This is a genomic window from Photobacterium sp. S4TG1 (assembly GCF_036040035.1).
In the GTDB taxonomy this organism is placed as follows: domain Bacteria; phylum Pseudomonadota; class Gammaproteobacteria; order Enterobacterales; family Vibrionaceae; genus Photobacterium.
Map to the genome: position 1 here is coordinate 41189 of NZ_JAYXUH010000017.1, position 16715 is coordinate 57903.

Genomic DNA, 16715 nt, shown 5'->3' on the forward strand with positions numbered 1-16715 from the left:
GTTACTCCTTATCGAAATTATCAAAATCCATATTTTCAAATTGCGCTAATAAATCATCATCTGAACGAGGTTTAGATTTAGCACTTTTTGTAACAGGTGCTGATGCTTCTTCTTCAACATCATCAAATAAACCAAGTTGCTTCATTAGACGTTCAATACGGTCTAACTTCAAATCAACTTGCTTTTGTAAACCTGCACCTAATTTTTCACCAGCATCAATTCGATCGAGTAATACCATCAATTGTGCATCATTTTCTAGCATCGCAAGTTCTTGCTCTGCAGATAAACGACGTTGCTGTTTTGTTTGTGGCTTTTTAGGCTCAACAATTAGCGGAACTAATTTTTTGCTACCTAAACGTGGATCTTTTTTCTGGCCACCATTACGCTGTTTATTATCTTCAACAGCAGAATGACGACTTCCTGATTTTAAGCCTTTACGTTTTTTCGCTTTTTGGCGTTCACGAGTCTCAACATCAACTTTACTATTTGATTTCTCACGGTATACAGCAGGGCCTTCTGAACCTACGGTGCGCGCTCTTTTCTTACGGGTCATTACTGGGGTTTCCTCAGCAAAATCACATCATTTCCAACAAACTCAACTTCAAGACCATCTCGTTGCGCTAAAAAGCAAAACGTATCATGGCTAAAAAAGCTAACATGGGTTGGGTCGTTCTTGTAGTACCAATGCTCAAAAGCATCAGTGTCGGTTACTAGCTTAGTCATAATACCCAGCCAACCGCCGGGTTTGACCAAACGTAGCAACAGCCCCCATTCCTTCGCAGGCTGATAAAAATGCTCGATTGCTTCTGTGCAAGTAACAAAATCATATTGATCGTCTAATGCAGCAGGCTGCGCCGCAAAATAGGGATCGTAGATAGTCATAGTATACCCCATTTCAGCCAACATCACTGACAAGGTCGGCCCTGGGCCACTACCAAAATCTAACCCCAATAACGGCGGCGATGATAATCGTGTTATCAACGGTGTGGCCAATCGCCCTAAAAATTGTCGATAACTCGCATCATCAGGATTATTCCGATGTTGGTCATAAACAGATTTTTCTTGGGACGACGTTAAATGAGTTGTCGAATCGGCATAAATTAATGCACATTGTAAGCAACGAAAATAATCACGTTTAGTGTCTGCCACCAACCAGCGATTATCTGTACTTTCACAAAGCGGGCATCTATCCATTATCTTCTCCGCACCAACTGAATGTTGACGAACAGCAGCAGCGGTGCAAAATCGAGCGGGCTATTCTATACCCAATTGCGGTTAAGATGTAGTTCTGCTGACAAATTGTTCAATTTATTCGGCTATTTTATCGAGGCTGAAAGTAAAACATTACACTTAAATCATAATAATAACTTTCACTCACGGCAAAATTTAGACGAAAAAAAAGCGACAGGTCTGCACCTATCGCTCTATGGGGTAAGCTATGAGCTTATTAATTCTGTCTAGTCTTTCCGTAACCAGCAAGCAACGTCCCAGTTTAACAAATATCCATTTATTATAATTGCTATCCATGTCGATATCGTTCGTCACCATCCTAGTGAATTTTCGCATCCATTTTAACCCATCCATGGTTTAACAACTCATCCTAAGTTGGCGATCCCTATCGCAATGTTACGCTCCAATAACTATACCACCATCCTTATGCGGTACATCATCCTGATGTACCTGAGCTATATTGCTATAGCTATTCTCTTTCCTTGAGTGTCTACCTTGACAAATTCCTACGCATCCCGCATCAACCCTGGTCTCCTGACCAGACATCCTGTGTTCCTTTAAGCGTCACTGCTTAAGCTATCCTAGCGCTTCCTTCCTGTGTCGCACTCCTTGTCGACAGGGAGTAATTTACCTGAAGTCATCATTAAAACAACGTATCAAGATCACACTTTTTGATACGTAATTATCGCCAATAAACAAGTCTATGTTCTATAAACAAAAAAATAATCGACTACAAATCAAATCATTATAACTACCTATACCAATGGTCGATCTCTTACAACATCACAGGCGAAACTACCGTTGCCAAAATATTAACAAACAGTAACACTCAGCAACGTTTGTCATGATAAGGATCATTTTCCTTCTAATGCAAACCGCCAACGTAAGCAGAGAGGGCTGAAATTTCATCATCACTGAGCTTAGCAGCCACCGAGCGCATCATAGCATTGAGGTCGTTATTGCGAACACTAGAACGAAATGCTTGTAATTGTAATTGAATATATTGTGCATTTTGACCCGAAATTTTAGGAAAACCCGAGAGACTGGTGCCATTGCCACGAGGGCCATGACAGCTAATACATGCAGCAATACCCCGTTCTGAATCACCAAAACGGTATAATGGCTCAGCTATTGCAATAACATTTTCAGGAGTGGTATTGCCCGAAATAGGCAGAGAGGAAAAATAAGCGCCGAGATCTACCATATCGGTAGTGGAGAGTGCTGCTGCCATACCCGCCATTACCGCATTACTGCGACCTTGAGCACCGCTACTGGTTACCGCTAATTTATAGTCAGCAAGTTGTTTCGCTAAATAGTTAGCATGTTGACCTGCTAACTTAGGATATTGACTTATGATTGCATTACCGTCACTACCGTGGCATGCAACGCAAGTGGTGGCTTTTAATTTACCCGCATCGATATCACCTTGCGCCCAAGCTGAATAACTCGCCGCAAGGGTAAATATTAAAAATAATTTTTTCATGACATTCCATTTATAATTATAGAGCTTCCGTACCACAAGTAATGCTCAGTGACATGGTATACAATACGACCATAAACCAAACACGGTTTAATATATCTTAGACAATTTCACAAAAAAGCGCTTTTTTTACAACATAAGTGCTTGACGGAGTTAACAGTGAATCAACCTCTCAACTATAGAAATACCAGTTTTATCACAAGTGCACCGGACATTCGTCACTTGCCACAAGATGCCGGCGTTGAGATCGCATTTGCTGGTCGCTCCAATGCGGGTAAATCAAGTGCACTAAATCGCCTGACTGATCAAAAAGGTTTGGCTCGTACTTCCAAAACCCCTGGCCGTACTCAATTAATCAACATGTTTGAAGTCATTAATGGCTGTAACTTGATTGACTTACCAGGCTACGGTTTTGCTCAAGTACCACTTGAACTAAAACTTAAATGGCAAAAAGCATTAGGTGAATACCTACAACGCCGTGAATGTTTACAAGGTTTAGTGGTATTAATGGATATTCGTCACCCAATGAAAGATCTTGATCAGCAAATGATTAATTGGGCGATTGAAAGCAGTTTGCCAGTCTTAGTACTATTGACTAAAGCAGACAAATTAAAAAGCGGTGCACGTAAAGCACAAGTATTAAAAATCCGTGAAATGTCGAAAGAATTTGGCGGTAACGTTCAGGTTGAAGCTTTCTCTTCATTGAAAGGGATTGGCGTTGATCAAGTCCGTCGTAAACTTGATGAATGGTATGCACCTGAACTAGAACGTCAACGTGTACTTGCCGCTGACGATAGTGATGTTTTTAATCTACCTTCTGCAGAATAAAATTATCACGCAATAAATAATATTAAGCCCCATCACCTTTGGTGGGGTTTATCGCTCCTCCTCCCGCCTCGATACTAATGTTCACCCTTTGCCGTACATCAGCTAATTCTATTAGTAATAGCACATTATTTTAAACAAAAAACAAGTTTGCTAATTGCTGATAATTTAATCTTTTTCTGGAATAAAATTACATCATCCGTTGTTCAAAAAAAAACCAAAAAAAAAGCCATTCTCAATGCCGAGAATGGCTATTCCATGTCTTTGTTTGTCGGCAAGTTATGATGACTAACCAACAAAACCAAATATGAACAAGAAGCTGTTGTTATTATAGCCTACCAAATTAAAATTTAAAGTATTTGCTCTAAAAAATATGTTAGCAAATACAAATCAGCTTCAAAAATAGATCAGAACGCTAAAAATAAGTGATAGTTATCATAAAAAAACAACAATATGGTTATTTTTGTATGGAAAACAAACGCAGAACAGTCGTGATTAATATCAAAATGAGAAATAATAAAATAAAAAAAGCAGACAATAAGAACGTAATGACGAAGATAGATTTGATATTGGCCCCATAAAAAACGCCCCAGTCCAATAAATAGACTGGGGCAGCTGAATCAGCCAAATCCAATAACGTGAAACAAAAGGTCTGAAAGATAGAACATCTTACCTCTGTACCCTACGTCATCAACTGTATATCAATCACTCAGTTTTTGGAAGCCCTTGTTGTAGTTTTTTTTCATAATATTGTAAGTAATTTTTACATAAGTGTTCTTAATTTTAACAAAAAAATAGCCAATCTTACGATCAGCTATAATTTACTTATCAAGACATAACAGCATTAATTAGTGGGCTTGATCCCAGTTGTCACCGTAGCCCGCATCAGCAATTAATGGTACAGCTAAGGTTGCCGCTTGCTCCATTAACTCTTGAACTTTAGCGGTAACACTGTCTAATACTGATGATTCCACTTCAAATACCAATTCATCGTGTACTTGCATTAACAAACTAACTTGCCCTTGTGGTTGCTGCTGTACCCACTCATCAACTGCAATCATAGCTAATTTAATAATATCAGCCGCAGTCCCTTGCATTGGGGCGTTAATCGCTGCACGTTCAGCGGCTTTACGACGTAAACCATTACGCGCTTTAATATCAGGAAGATACAAACGACGACCAAATAAGGTTTCAACGTAGCCCAATTCAGCCGCACTATTACGAGTACTTTCCATGTAGTCTAAAACGCCAGGGTAGCGTTCAAAATAGACATTCATGTAATCTTGTGCTTCATTACGACCCATATCAAGTTGCTTGGCTAAACCAAATGCACTCATGCCGTAAATTAGACCAAAGTTAATTGCTTTTGCACGTCGACGTTGCTCGGTGCTCACATCATCAATTGCTAATCCTAGAATTTCAGCTGCAGTTGCTGCATGAATATCTTTACCATGGCGGAATGCATCCAATAACGCGGGATCACCAGAAAGATGCGCCATAATACGCAATTCAATTTGAGAGTAGTCGACAGCAAGAATTTTATATCCCGGTTTGGCAACAAACGCTTGGCGAATACGACGTCCTTCTTGATTACGAACTGGAATATTTTGCAAGTTCGGCTCACTTGAAGACAAGCGTCCTGTGACGGTTCCAGACTGATGATAAGACGTGTGAACTCGACCTGTTGCTACATTCACCATTTTGGGCAATTTATCAGTATATGTGGATTTCAATTTTGCTAAGCCACGGTATTCTAATAATAATTTTGGTAATGGGTAATCTAAAGCAAGTTCTTGTAGCACTTCTTCATTGGTCGATGGGGTGCCTGATGGGGTTTTTTTAATAACTGGCAAAGCCATTTTCTCAAACAAGATTGCCTGTAATTGCTTAGGAGAACTTAAATTAAATTCTTCACCTGCTAATTCGTAAGCCAGTTTTTCAATTTCATCTAACCGTTGTGCCAACTCGATAGATTGCGCGCCTAACAAAGCACTATCAATGTAAACACCAGTACGTTCCATACGAGATAAAACAGGAACTAACGGCATTTCAATCGTTTCAAACACTTTATTTAGCTTTTCATCAGCGGCAACTTTTGGATATAACGCATTATGTAGCCGCAGCGTAATATCTGCATCTTCAGCAGCATAAGGACCCGCCTGCTCAAGATCGATTTGATTAAAGGTCAATTGCTTCTTACCTTTACCCGCAATCTCTTCAAAACTGATATTTTTATGCTCAAGGTAACGCAGTGCTAGGCTGTCCATATCATGACGACCAACAACACTGTTATAAACATAAGATTCAAGCATAGTATCAAATTTAATACCCTGCATATCAATGTCATATCGCGCAACAATGCTGGCATCAAATTTTAAATTTTGACCGACTTTTGCTAAAGTTTCGTCTTCTAATAATGGTTTTAATTGTGCTAACACCCAATCACGATCAAGCTGTGCTGGCGCATCTAAATAATCATGAGCGACAGGGACATAAGCAGCTTTACCTTCTTCAACCGCAAATGAGACCCCAATTAAATTAGCCGTCATGTAATCAAGGCCATCGGTTTCAGTATCAAACGCAAATACGTCAGCATTTTTTAACTGAGCTACCCAGTTATTAAAACTTACTTCATCAAGTACGGTTTCATAACCACTACGATCAATGGTTGGCGCAACAACTTTTGGTTCAGTTGTAGAAGTTGCTGCACTTTCATCAGCAACAATACGACCATCACTGCCATCCAACATTTCAGTTAGCCAGCGACGGAACTGTAATTTACCAAACAATTCAGTCAGTGCATCAGTGTCTGGTACACCTTTGCATAATTGTTCAGGAGTAAGTTCTAATTCAACATCAAGCTTGATAGTCGCTAACTTATAAGACATGTAAGCCGCTTCTTTATTATCAAGCAGCTTTTTAGCCATGGTTTTTGAGCCACGAAAACCTAGCGGCGCAATATCATCAAGATTGGCATACAAAGTATCTAAGCCACCAAGACCTTGCAATAACGCTGTCGCCGTTTTCTCTCCAACACCAGGAACGCCAGGAATGTTATCAACCTTATCCCCCATTAACGCTAAGTAATCGATAATCAGCTCAGGGCCAATACCAAATTTTTCCTTAACGCCGGCGGCATCCATCACTACATCCGTCATGGTATTGATCAAAGTAACATGTTGATCAACCAGTTGCGCCATGTCTTTATCACCAGTACTGATCAATACCGGCATTCCCTGTTTAGATGCCTGAGTTGCTAGCGTACCGATCACATCATCCGCTTCAACGCCAGAGATCGCGATCAACGGTAATCCCATCGCCTTAATCACTGCATGTAATGGCTCAATCTGACCGCGAAGATCATCCGGCATCGGAGGGCGATTTGCTTTATATTCAGGGTATATCTCATCACGGAATGTCTTACCTTTGGCATCAAAGATAACCGCAATACGATCAGTTGAAAACTGACGCAACATGCTGCGTAACATATTAACCACACCATAAATTGCACCTGTTGGTTCACCGTCTGAATTAGTGAAATTGGGTGCGGCATGGTAAGCGCGATAAAGGTAAGAGGATCCATCTATAAGGATCAATGGATTTTCAGGAATCGTAGCCATAAGGTTATTCTTATATCCGAGCGAAAGTAGTTCAGGTTAGGTCTATTATCGACCAATTTTATCCCTACACCACAGAAAAAATGCAATATTTACTAGAATGCCATGCTCAACCGCAACTGTTAACTGCTGTTTTGTGTTATTCATCCATTTTCTGTGGATAACTTTGTTAGTATTTAATTTGCGCCAGTTGATCGTTTTTTATGTGAAAATAAAAATTACTCATGATTGTATTTATTTTCATATACTTAATAAGAAAGCTTAAATTAGATCCTCGATCCCATATTGATCATTGATTGTGGACAACCTTAGCTAGATAATCTTAACCAAGCCAATAATAACAACAATATAAGTCTATTTGATTAGTTAGGATGCCATTATGAAGAAAATTGCGGTAATTTTAAGCGGTTCTGGTGTATTTGATGGAACCGAGATCCATGAAGCGGTATTAGCTTTATTGGCGATTGAGCAACAAGGAGCAAGTTGGCACTGTTTTGCTCCTAACATCGATCAACATCAAGTCATTAATCACCTTAACGGTCAAGTGAGCCATGAGACTCGTAATGTTTTGGTCGAATCGGCACGAATTGCGCGTGGCAATATTTCAAATGTTACCCAATTAAATATTAATGACTACGATGCGCTACTGGTTCCTGGCGGATTTGGTGTTGCTAACAATTTATCTGATTTTGCCCTTCATGGCAGTGCATGTCAGATCAATGAAGACGTTAAACTGGCCTGCCAGGCTTTTGCTCAAGCCAATAAACCTGCGGGCTATTTATGCATTGCGCCAACCTTGATCCCACAGATCTATGGCTCTGGTGCAAAGGCCACGATCGGTGATGATCCTGACACCGCAGCCGCATTTAACGCCATGGGAGGTGAGCATATTCAGTGCCCTGTTGATGATTTTGTTTTAGATCAGAAACGACGTCTACTAACCACGCCTGCTTATATGCTAGCAACAAATATCACTGAAGCAGCAACAGGAATCAATAAACTGGTACGAGAGTTAATAAAATTAGCCTAAGCAGCATAATAGAAACTACCCCCTTAAAAAAGAAAAAGCGACGCACTGTGTGATGCGTCGCTCAGCAGAAGTAGTAATCGGTTTTTAGCCCTACACTAATTACCATTACCAAGCTGAAGTACACTGGAAGCAATGTGAGCAATGTCGTGCCCAAGCAACAGAAAAAGGGGTTTCTCTGTTGCTTGAAAGCCCGTTAATAATAACCATTCTCAACTAAGTTGCAACACTTAATTGAGAATAATTTTCATTTAGAATAAAGCTGTTAGTTAACCGTCTTGGTAAAACATAATCGATAATCACGTAATTGCCCTTTCTTTTCCATATTTTCAATAGCATAGCCATTTCTAAACAATAGCCGTAACATCGCTGGAAAACAGTTACGTGATTTAACGTTAATCACCGTATATTGTGATTGTGCCACTACCCATGCTTCTTGCGCTTCTAATAATTTTTGAGCAATACCCAGTCCACGTCCACAGGCCAATACTCCCCCAAGCCAGCTATAAAAAACGTGATCAGATAAAGCATAACCCATTTTCACACCAACTAATTGTTGTTGATATTCAGCCACCAAAATCAACGCTGGCTGATGAGCAAATCGTTGCCGTATCATCGCAGCATCAACACCAGAGCTTAATTCATTAATCCCGGTCAATACGGTAACAGCTTCATCTACCGTTCCAATCCGTACCACTATTTCAGTCATTACTTAGCATCCTTTCATTTACTTAAAAAAAATCGGCCGCAGCCGATTTCTTTTCGATTATAAAAATCAATCATTCCTTACTTAGTCACGCTTGCCGTGTTTGAAAGTGAGGCTTGTTTTAATGTCGTTAGCTTATTAATCAAATAATTAAGCAGTACTCCATACAAAGGCACAAACAAACCCAGACTAATAATTAATTTAAAGCTGTAATCCACCAACGCGATTTCAGTCCAATTTTGAGCCATAAATGCATCTGGGCTGTGATAAAACGCAATACTGAAAAAAGCGAGCGTATCAAGCGCATTACCGATAATGGTCGATGCAGTGGGTGCAATCCACCATTGTTTCATTTGACGAAGGCGATTAAAGACTGACACATCCAATATTTGTCCCAGTAGATACGCCATAAAACTCGCTATCGCAATACGAGCAACAAAAAGATTGAATTCTGCCAAATGAGCAAAGCCCTGATATTGACCTTGAAAGAATAACACTGACAACACATACGATACGATAAGTGCTGGCGCCATTACTCGCCAAATAATTTTGCGTGCCATACCCGCACCAAAAATACGTACCGTCAGATCAGTCGCAAGGAAAATAAATGGAAAGGTAAATGCCCCCCAAGTGGTGTGATAACCAAAAATAGTAAACGGGAGTTGAACTAAATAATTACTTGAGGCGATCACTAATAAGTGAAACGCGACTAAATATGATAAAGCTTTATGTTGTTGAGCTGCCGAAAAAGCAGTCGTTGTTACATTAGATGTTGTTGCGTTGGATAAAACAGTCATGGAAGACCTTTTTGTCATTGGGGGGAGGGAACCCAAACATTTTCATTGCCAGCGATAACCACCAGCAACACCAGGGCGGCGATTATACAGCACAGCATTTATTTGCCTAGTAGTGAGACAATAACTGTTGAATAAAAATTAAATGCTCAAGGTCATTTAAGGTCAATAACTCCAGCCACATTGAGGCGCTGTAATACTCCGCTTTGAGTAATAACTGGCATCCTTCAAAATCAATTAACCATTGCTGAAGGTCAGCACTGTACTCTTGCGCCACCAATACCGCATCTAACCGCTGTAATAATGCCGTCGCAATCACAGCAAAATCATCAAACTCAAATGCTACTGGCGTCACTAGCAACGTACCTTGTTTAAGATTTATTTGAAGCTGAATCAACGTATATTGCATAATCCAGTACCGTTAATGATGCTCATCCACAGCCATTAAATGATCACCAATCAGTTGTAGAAATACCACGCCAAATTTTTCTAGTTTACGTTGGCCTACCCCATTAATAGCTAAAAACTCACCTTTTGAACTAGGCAATCGTTCCGCCATTTCCATTAAGCTGGCATCATTAAAGACCACGTAAGGGGGAATATCTTCCTCATCTGCAATGGCTTTGCGTAGTTTGCGTAACTTGGCAAATAATTTTTTGTCATACTGACGATTGGCCATTCGATCTACTTTACTGCTACGAACCGCAGTATCAAGCCGTGGCACCGCCAATGATAACGCCATTTCAGCACGTAATAATGGCCGTGCTTGTTCGGTAAGTTGTAACACCGAATTGCGACTGATATTTTGAGTTAAAAAACCACGGTGAATCAATTGGCGTAAAATACTCACCCAATATTCATGGCTATAGTCACGTCCAATACCATAAGTGGTTAATTTATCATGGCCATACTCGCGAATACGTTGATTCTGCATTCCCCGCAGTACATCAACCACATAGGTAATACCAAAATTCTGATTAACGCGATATACACACGACAATGCTTTTTGAGCCGCCTCAACGGCATCAAATTGTTGCGGAGGATCAAGGCAAACATCGCAGTTACCACACCCTTGGCGTTGATCTTCACCAAAATAATGCAATAACACTTGGCGACGGCAACTTTGCGCTTGAGCAAAAGCCCCCATCGCATGCAACTTATGTAATTCAACCTCACGCTGCGCATCATGGTGTTTTTCATCAACACAGCGTCGTAACCACGCTAAATCAGCCGGATCGTAAAGTAATAACGCTTCAGCAGGTAAACCATCGCGTCCTGCTCGTCCGGTTTCTTGATAATACGATTCAATATTACGCGGAATATCAAAATGGACCACAAACCGCACATTGGGTTTATTAATTCCCATACCAAATGCGACAGTCGCCACTACCACGTGAATATCATCTCGCTGAAAAGCATCTTGCACCGCCACTCGCTGCGGGTGTTCCATACCTGCATGATACGCCGCGGCACGAATGCCACTCTCACACAGTTTTTCACTGATCTGCTCAACTTTCTTACGGCTATTACAATAAATAATGCCGCACTGGCCGCGCACCGTCGCCAAATAGCGGCTTAATTGCGTTAACGGTTTATGTTTTTCCCAGAGGGTGTAACGAATATTAGGGCGATCAAAGCTACCCAAATAGCAATGAGGATCGGTTAATTCCAACCGACTAATAATATCTTGTCGCGTAGCATCATCAGCTGTCGCCGTTAACGCCATTACTGGTAATGGTGAAAACTGCTGTTTTAGTAGCCCTAATGCCGCATATTCCGGTCGAAAATCATGCCCCCATTGAGAAACACAATGGGCTTCATCAACAGCCACCATAGCCAAATCAAGTTGCTGCAACCGATCAATAAAATCACGCATTAACACCCGCTCAGGCGAAGCATAGACTAATCGCAACTCGCCCTTTTGCATCGCATCAAATGTTGCTTGAATCTCTTCTCGTGACATAGCAGAGTGAATGCATCCTGCACTAACACCGTTAGCATTCAATTGGTCAACTTGATCTTTCATTAGCGAAATTAACGGCGAAATCACCAAGGTTAGTCCCGTCATCATTAACGCCGGAATTTGGTAACACAATGATTTACCACCACCAGTAGGCATAATCACTAAACAGTCATTGCCCGCAGTGATCGCGTCAATTACTGCTTGCTGTCCCTGCCTAAATTCTTGATAGCCAAACACATCCTGCAAAATATCTTGGCTGGATAATAAGGATGGCGACATGAGCAAAGGAACAACAGCTGACATAGTAAGACTCTTCGCTAAACAAGGCTGCCATTCTATACCTAAATGAGTAGTAGATGCGAGTTAGCCTCCAGCCTCGATAGTTATTTTCCTTGACTAAAAAAAGATACCTTAATCGTATTCAGCCTCAGAATCACCCGTTAAACACCAACGAGCTAACCGTTATCAATACCCTTTTCAGCATCAATCTTTATCTGTTACTGAATTTATTCATTTTAGCGTGTTCTCTTTTTTGAATTTTTTTAACCATTAGTATTAACAAATCAATTAACTAGATAATTAATAAGAAATTTAAATAATAACCTATTAATTATTTATTCATTTATCATCGGTCAGTTATTCAACAGTCGTAATATTAACCTCAACATTTCATGCTTTATTGCTCGAGTTATCTTAGATATTTCCCAATTAATGCCATTACAACAGCTGTAATTCATTAAAACCAACATCTTTAATTAAGAATATCGCTAATAATATTTAAAAATAATGAGATATACGGTGTTTTTTCTGCCATCATTAATCCCATTAAGGTACTACATAGCCCCTCCTCTTTTTGCGTTGCTGATTACAAGGATCTGTTATGCTCAAAATCACGTCATCACTATTACGTTTTGCCATAATCTGCAGTTGTACGGTGCCAATATTTACCGCTTCCGCACAACAACTGAGTGATAACATCATTCCTGAAACGAATGTCGCTCAACAGCCATCACAATTAGTCCAAGGTAAGCAATGGATGATCGCTACAGCCAATCACTATGCCAGTGAAGCGGGAGCGGCCATGTTACGTAAAGGAGGGAATGCTATTGATGCAATGGTCGCGACCCAATTGGTTTTAGGCTTAGTTGAACCACAGTCATCGGGCATTGGTGGTGGCGGATTTTTAGTCTATTGGGATAACGATAACCACCAAATGACGACCTTTGATGGCCGTGAAACAGCACCTTTTGCAGTAACACCACGCCTATTTCAGGATAAAGAAGGGCGACCATTAGCGTTTTATGATGCGGTTGTCGGTGGCCGCTCCGTCGGTACGCCCGGTACAATTAAATTGTTATGGAATAGCCACCAGCAATACGGACAATTAGAATGGAAACAACTGTTTCAACCAGCTATAAAACTGGCTAAAAATGGCTTTATTGTTAGCCCTCGATTAGCCGCATTAGTGGCTAAAGATGCCACTCACTTGCAACGCTGGCCTGTCACTAAAAATTATTTTTTTAATAACCAAGGTCAACCCATTCAAGCAGGTCAAAAATTAATTAATCAGCCTTATGCCGATACCCTACGTAAAATTGCCGATTATGGCCAAAAAGCATTTTATCAAGGCGATATTGCACGTGAGATAGTTAATACTGTTCAAAATGCCGTCGGCAATCCTGGTGTCCTGAGCAGCATTGATTTAGCGAGCTATAAAGTAAAGCAGCGAGCACCAATCTGTGCGCCTTATCATCAATATCAAATTTGTGGTATGGGTCCTCCTAGCTCTGGCGCATTAACGCTTGGCCAAATAATGGCGATGCTCAATCACTACCCATTAACTAAAATGGGCGCCAAAAATATTAATAGCTGGCGTTTAATTGGTGATGCCTCTCGATTAGCGTTTGCTGATCGGGGTCGTTATATGGCTGACAGTGACTACGTACCGATGCCGACTAAAGGCTTACTTGATGCCGCTTACATTCATCAGCGAGCACAATTATTGGCCACCAATAAAAAATTAACTACCGTCGAAGCAGGATCACCACCATGGGATCATGCCAGCCTTCAAACAACAGATGAAGCCATTGAATTACCGTCAACCACCCATTTTGCGATAGTCGATCGCCAAGGGAATGTGGTCTCTATGACCTCTACCATTGAAAACAGTTTTGGTTCACGGTTAATGGTCGGTGGCTTCTTACTCAATAATGAATTAACCGACTTTTCATTTCGCAGCCACATTGATGGCAAACCGATTGCAAATCGAATTGAACCGGGCAAAAGACCACGCTCGTCAATGGCACCGACAATTGTGATGCATAATAATCAACCGGTGTTAGCCATTGGCTCACCTGGCGGCAGTCAAATTATTGGTTATATAGCTAAAACCTTGGTAGCTTACATTGATTGGGGAATGGATTTACAGCAAGCCATTAACTTACCAAATATCAATAATCGCTTTGGTACCTTTGAACTTGAGCAAAATACTTCGGCCACGGCATGGGCACCTAAATTTGAACAATTAGGTTATAAGACAGCAGTCAAAGATCTCAATTCGGGTATTCAGGCAATCAGTATTACACCAAAGCAGTTAATTGGTGCAGCCGATCCACGTCGTGAAGGTAAGGTCATCGCTCAATAGCAACCTCTCAACACATAAAAAAAGCCCGCCAATGATTAACCATATAGGTCATCACTGGCGGGCTTATTTATTCAAAAGATATTATAGGGCAGTTAACTTAGCGTATTGGGTCACTAGCCACTTAATACCTTCGCCATTAAAGGCGACTTGAACACGACTTTGAGCGCCACTGCCTTCAAAGTTGATGATCGTACCTTCACCAAATTTAGCATGCTGAACTCGCAGCCCTAAACTAAAGCCTGTCTCATTGAAGTTATTATTCACTTGAGTTTGACTAAAACGGCCACTGCTCACTGGTCGTGAAACCTGCGCCTTCATTCGTACTTCCTCAACATATTGCTCGGGAATTTCACGAATAAAACGCGACGGCTTATGGAAATTATCTTTACCATATAAGCGTCGCATTTCAGCATAAGTGATATACAGTTTCTTCATTGCCCGTGTCATACCGACATAACACAAGCGACGCTCTTCTTCTAACCGATCTGCTTCTTCAATGGTACGTGAGCTTGGGAACATCCCTTCTTCAACACCCACCATAAATACAATCGGAAATTCTAGACCTTTAGCACTGTGCATGGTCATCAATTGCACCGCATCTTCAAAGGCATCTGCCTGACCATCACCAGCTTCTAAAGCCGCATGGGCTAAGAAAGCAGATAACGGACTCATCTCTGCTGCTTCTTCTGGAATTTCAAACTGACGTGTTGCAGTGACTAATTCTTCTAAGTTCTCAATTCGCGCTTGGGCTTTTTCGCCTTTTTCTTGTTCATACATTGCCCGTAAACCAGAATGACGAATAACATCATCCGTTTGTTGGTACATTGGCAATTCCGCAGTGTCGTCTTCTAAGGCATTAATTAATTCGATAAAACGCTGTAATGCATTGGCCGCACGCCCCGCTAACACTTTCTCATCTAATAACGCTAGACTTGATTGCCACATGGTTAAACCACGATCACGCGCTGCCAAACGAATCGTCTCTAAAGTACGATCGCCCAAACCACGCGTCGGTGTATTAACTACCCGCTCAAACGAAGCATCGTCGTTACGGTTGCTGATCAAACGCAAATAAGACAGTGCATCTTTAATTTCTTGGCGCTCAAAGAAACGCATGCCGCCATAAATACGGTATGGCATACCCGCTTGAATCAATGCTTCTTCTAATACTCGCGATTGCGCATTGCTACGGTATAAGAAGGCAGTATCACTAAGACTTCCCCCTTGCTCACGCCACTCTTTGATTTTACCGACGGCAAAGCGGGCTTCATCAAGTTCATTAAAAGCTGAATACAAAGAAATCGGCTCGCCATCGCCATCTTCAGTCCATAAATTCTTACCCATACGAGCAGTATTATTGGCAATTAGCTCATTGGCAGCATTAAGAATATTGGCAGTCGAACGGTAATTTTGTTCCAAAAATATTGATGATGCGTTATTAAAATCATTTAAAAAACGCTGAATATTTTCAACTTGCGCACCACGCCACCCATAAATCGATTGGTCATCATCACCGACGATCATCACATGGCAATCGGGGCCAGCCATTAACCGTAGCCATGCAAATTGAATATTGTTGGTGTCTTGAAACTCATCCACCAAAATATGTTTAAAGCGTGCTTGGTAATGTTCACGAATATGTTTGTTATCGCGTAATAACTCAAACGAGCGCAGTAATAACTCGGCAAAATCAACCATGCCCGCACGATCACAAGCTTCTTGGTAAGCGCTATAGATACGTAACCACGTTTGCTCAACCGGATCGTTATAGGTTTCAACGTGCTGTGGGCGTAAACCTTCATCTTTCTTACCGTTGATATACCACGCACCTTGACGGGCAGGCCAATGCTTTTCATCTAAATTCTGCGCTTTAATCAAACGACGTAATAACCGCATCTGATCATCAGAATCTAAAATATTAAAATCTTCAGGTAGGCGCGCATCCAAATAGTGGGCACGTAGCATGCGATGACATAAGCCATGGAAGGTGCCATTCCACATGCCTGCACTTGAACCGTGCATTAATTCATTAATTCGACCCCGCATTTCTGCAGCCGCTTTATTAGTAAACGTTACCGACATAATCGAGTACGGTGATGCTTGTTCAACCGCTAACAACCAAGCAATGCGATGCACTAGCACACGGGTTTTACCGCTACCGGCTCCCGCCAATACTAGGTGATTACCCAACGGCGCAGCCACCGCCTCGCGTTGTTTGTCATTGAGGCCATCTAATAGAAGTGAAACGTCCATCGCTATCTACTGGTTATTTATACAATGGTGACGATTATACCAGCCCCAATAAAGATTGCTTCGATATCTTTGTGTTGATTTTCGCAAAAATCAGAAACACAAAAATAACATTAACACTAAAATAATTAACATTAAGTGAAATAAATGTCGTGGTTACCCTGTCTATTATTCTGAAG

The 16715-nt window shown here is 41.1% G+C and carries 13 protein-coding genes; 3 read left to right on the top strand and 10 right to left on the bottom strand.

The genetic code is table 11. The features are described 5' to 3' along the window. Position 1: 1 nt before the first annotated feature. The 3 genes from yihI to VXS03_RS16580 form a co-directional block, all read right to left on the bottom strand. Positions 2-553 carry a Der GTPase-activating protein YihI gene (gene yihI / locus VXS03_RS16570; RefSeq protein ID WP_327764999.1) on the bottom strand — a complete coding sequence of 184 codons (552 nt, stop codon included), beginning with the start codon at positions 551-553 and terminating at the stop codon, positions 2-4. Beyond that, positions 553-1194 (bottom strand): class I SAM-dependent methyltransferase, encoded by a 642-nt coding sequence (locus VXS03_RS16575; RefSeq protein WP_327765000.1) that lies wholly within the window; start codon positions 1192-1194, stop codon positions 553-555. Before VXS03_RS16575 ends, yihI begins: the two co-directional genes overlap by 1 nt. Positions 1195-2095: 901 nt before the next feature. Next, entirely contained in the window at positions 2096-2713 is a 618-nt protein-coding gene (locus VXS03_RS16580) for a c-type cytochrome (RefSeq protein ID WP_327765001.1), read from the bottom strand. Between the two features lie 156 nt (positions 2714-2869). Here VXS03_RS16580 and yihA point away from each other — a divergent pair, with 156 nt between their 5' ends. Next, positions 2870-3538, top strand: coding sequence for a ribosome biogenesis GTP-binding protein YihA/YsxC (gene yihA / locus VXS03_RS16585; protein WP_327765002.1), 669 nt, complete (start codon positions 2870-2872; stop codon positions 3536-3538). A gap of 617 nt (positions 3539-4155) precedes the next feature. On the opposite strand, the gene VXS03_RS20320 is transcribed toward yihA, so the two are convergent. Together VXS03_RS20320 and polA are read right to left on the bottom strand one after the other, a co-directional pair. Beyond that, on the bottom strand, positions 4156-4203 hold the full coding sequence (locus tag VXS03_RS20320; RefSeq protein ID WP_438616993.1) for a hypothetical protein: 48 nt from the start codon (positions 4201-4203) through the stop codon (positions 4156-4158). 180 nt (positions 4204-4383) lie between these two features. Beyond that, the gene (gene polA, locus VXS03_RS16590) at positions 4384-7155 is read right to left on the bottom strand and encodes a DNA polymerase I (protein ID WP_327765003.1); all 2772 of its coding nucleotides are present in this window, start codon (positions 7153-7155) and stop codon (positions 4384-4386) included. A 376-nt stretch (positions 7156-7531) separates the two neighbouring features. On the opposite strand from polA, the gene elbB reads away from it, so the two are divergent. Beyond that, positions 7532-8182, top strand: a complete 651-nt coding sequence (gene elbB / locus VXS03_RS16595; protein WP_327765004.1) for an isoprenoid biosynthesis glyoxalase ElbB — start codon at positions 7532-7534, stop codon at positions 8180-8182. A 262-nt stretch (positions 8183-8444) separates the two neighbouring features. On the opposite strand, the gene VXS03_RS16600 is transcribed toward elbB, so the two are convergent. The 4 genes from VXS03_RS16600 to recQ form a co-directional block, all read right to left on the bottom strand. Further along, positions 8445-8888, bottom strand: a complete 444-nt coding sequence (locus VXS03_RS16600; protein WP_327765005.1) for a GNAT family N-acetyltransferase — start codon at positions 8886-8888, stop codon at positions 8445-8447. A 77-nt stretch (positions 8889-8965) separates the two neighbouring features. After that, positions 8966-9682 carry a 7-cyano-7-deazaguanine/7-aminomethyl-7-deazaguanine transporter gene (locus VXS03_RS16605; RefSeq protein ID WP_327765006.1) on the bottom strand — a complete coding sequence of 239 codons (717 nt, stop codon included), beginning with the start codon at positions 9680-9682 and terminating at the stop codon, positions 8966-8968. A 106-nt stretch (positions 9683-9788) separates the two neighbouring features. Then, on the bottom strand, positions 9789-10088 hold the full coding sequence (locus tag VXS03_RS16610) for a DUF3630 family protein (protein ID WP_327765007.1): 300 nt from the start codon (positions 10086-10088) through the stop codon (positions 9789-9791). Between the two features lie 12 nt (positions 10089-10100). Continuing rightward, complete coding sequence (recQ, locus tag VXS03_RS16615; RefSeq protein ID WP_327765008.1) at positions 10101-11945, bottom strand: ATP-dependent DNA helicase RecQ; 1845 nt, start codon at positions 11943-11945, stop codon at positions 10101-10103. A gap of 577 nt (positions 11946-12522) precedes the next feature. Here recQ and ggt point away from each other — a divergent pair. Beyond that, positions 12523-14286 carry a gamma-glutamyltransferase gene (gene ggt, locus VXS03_RS16620; protein ID WP_327765009.1) on the top strand — a complete coding sequence of 588 codons (1764 nt, stop codon included), beginning with the start codon at positions 12523-12525 and terminating at the stop codon, positions 14284-14286. A gap of 81 nt (positions 14287-14367) precedes the next feature. Here the strand turns inward: ggt and uvrD are convergent, their stop codons facing one another. Further along, the gene (gene uvrD / locus VXS03_RS16625; protein ID WP_327765010.1) at positions 14368-16539 is read right to left on the bottom strand and encodes a DNA helicase II; all 2172 of its coding nucleotides are present in this window, start codon (positions 16537-16539) and stop codon (positions 14368-14370) included. Between the last annotated feature and the right edge of the window lie 176 nt (positions 16540-16715).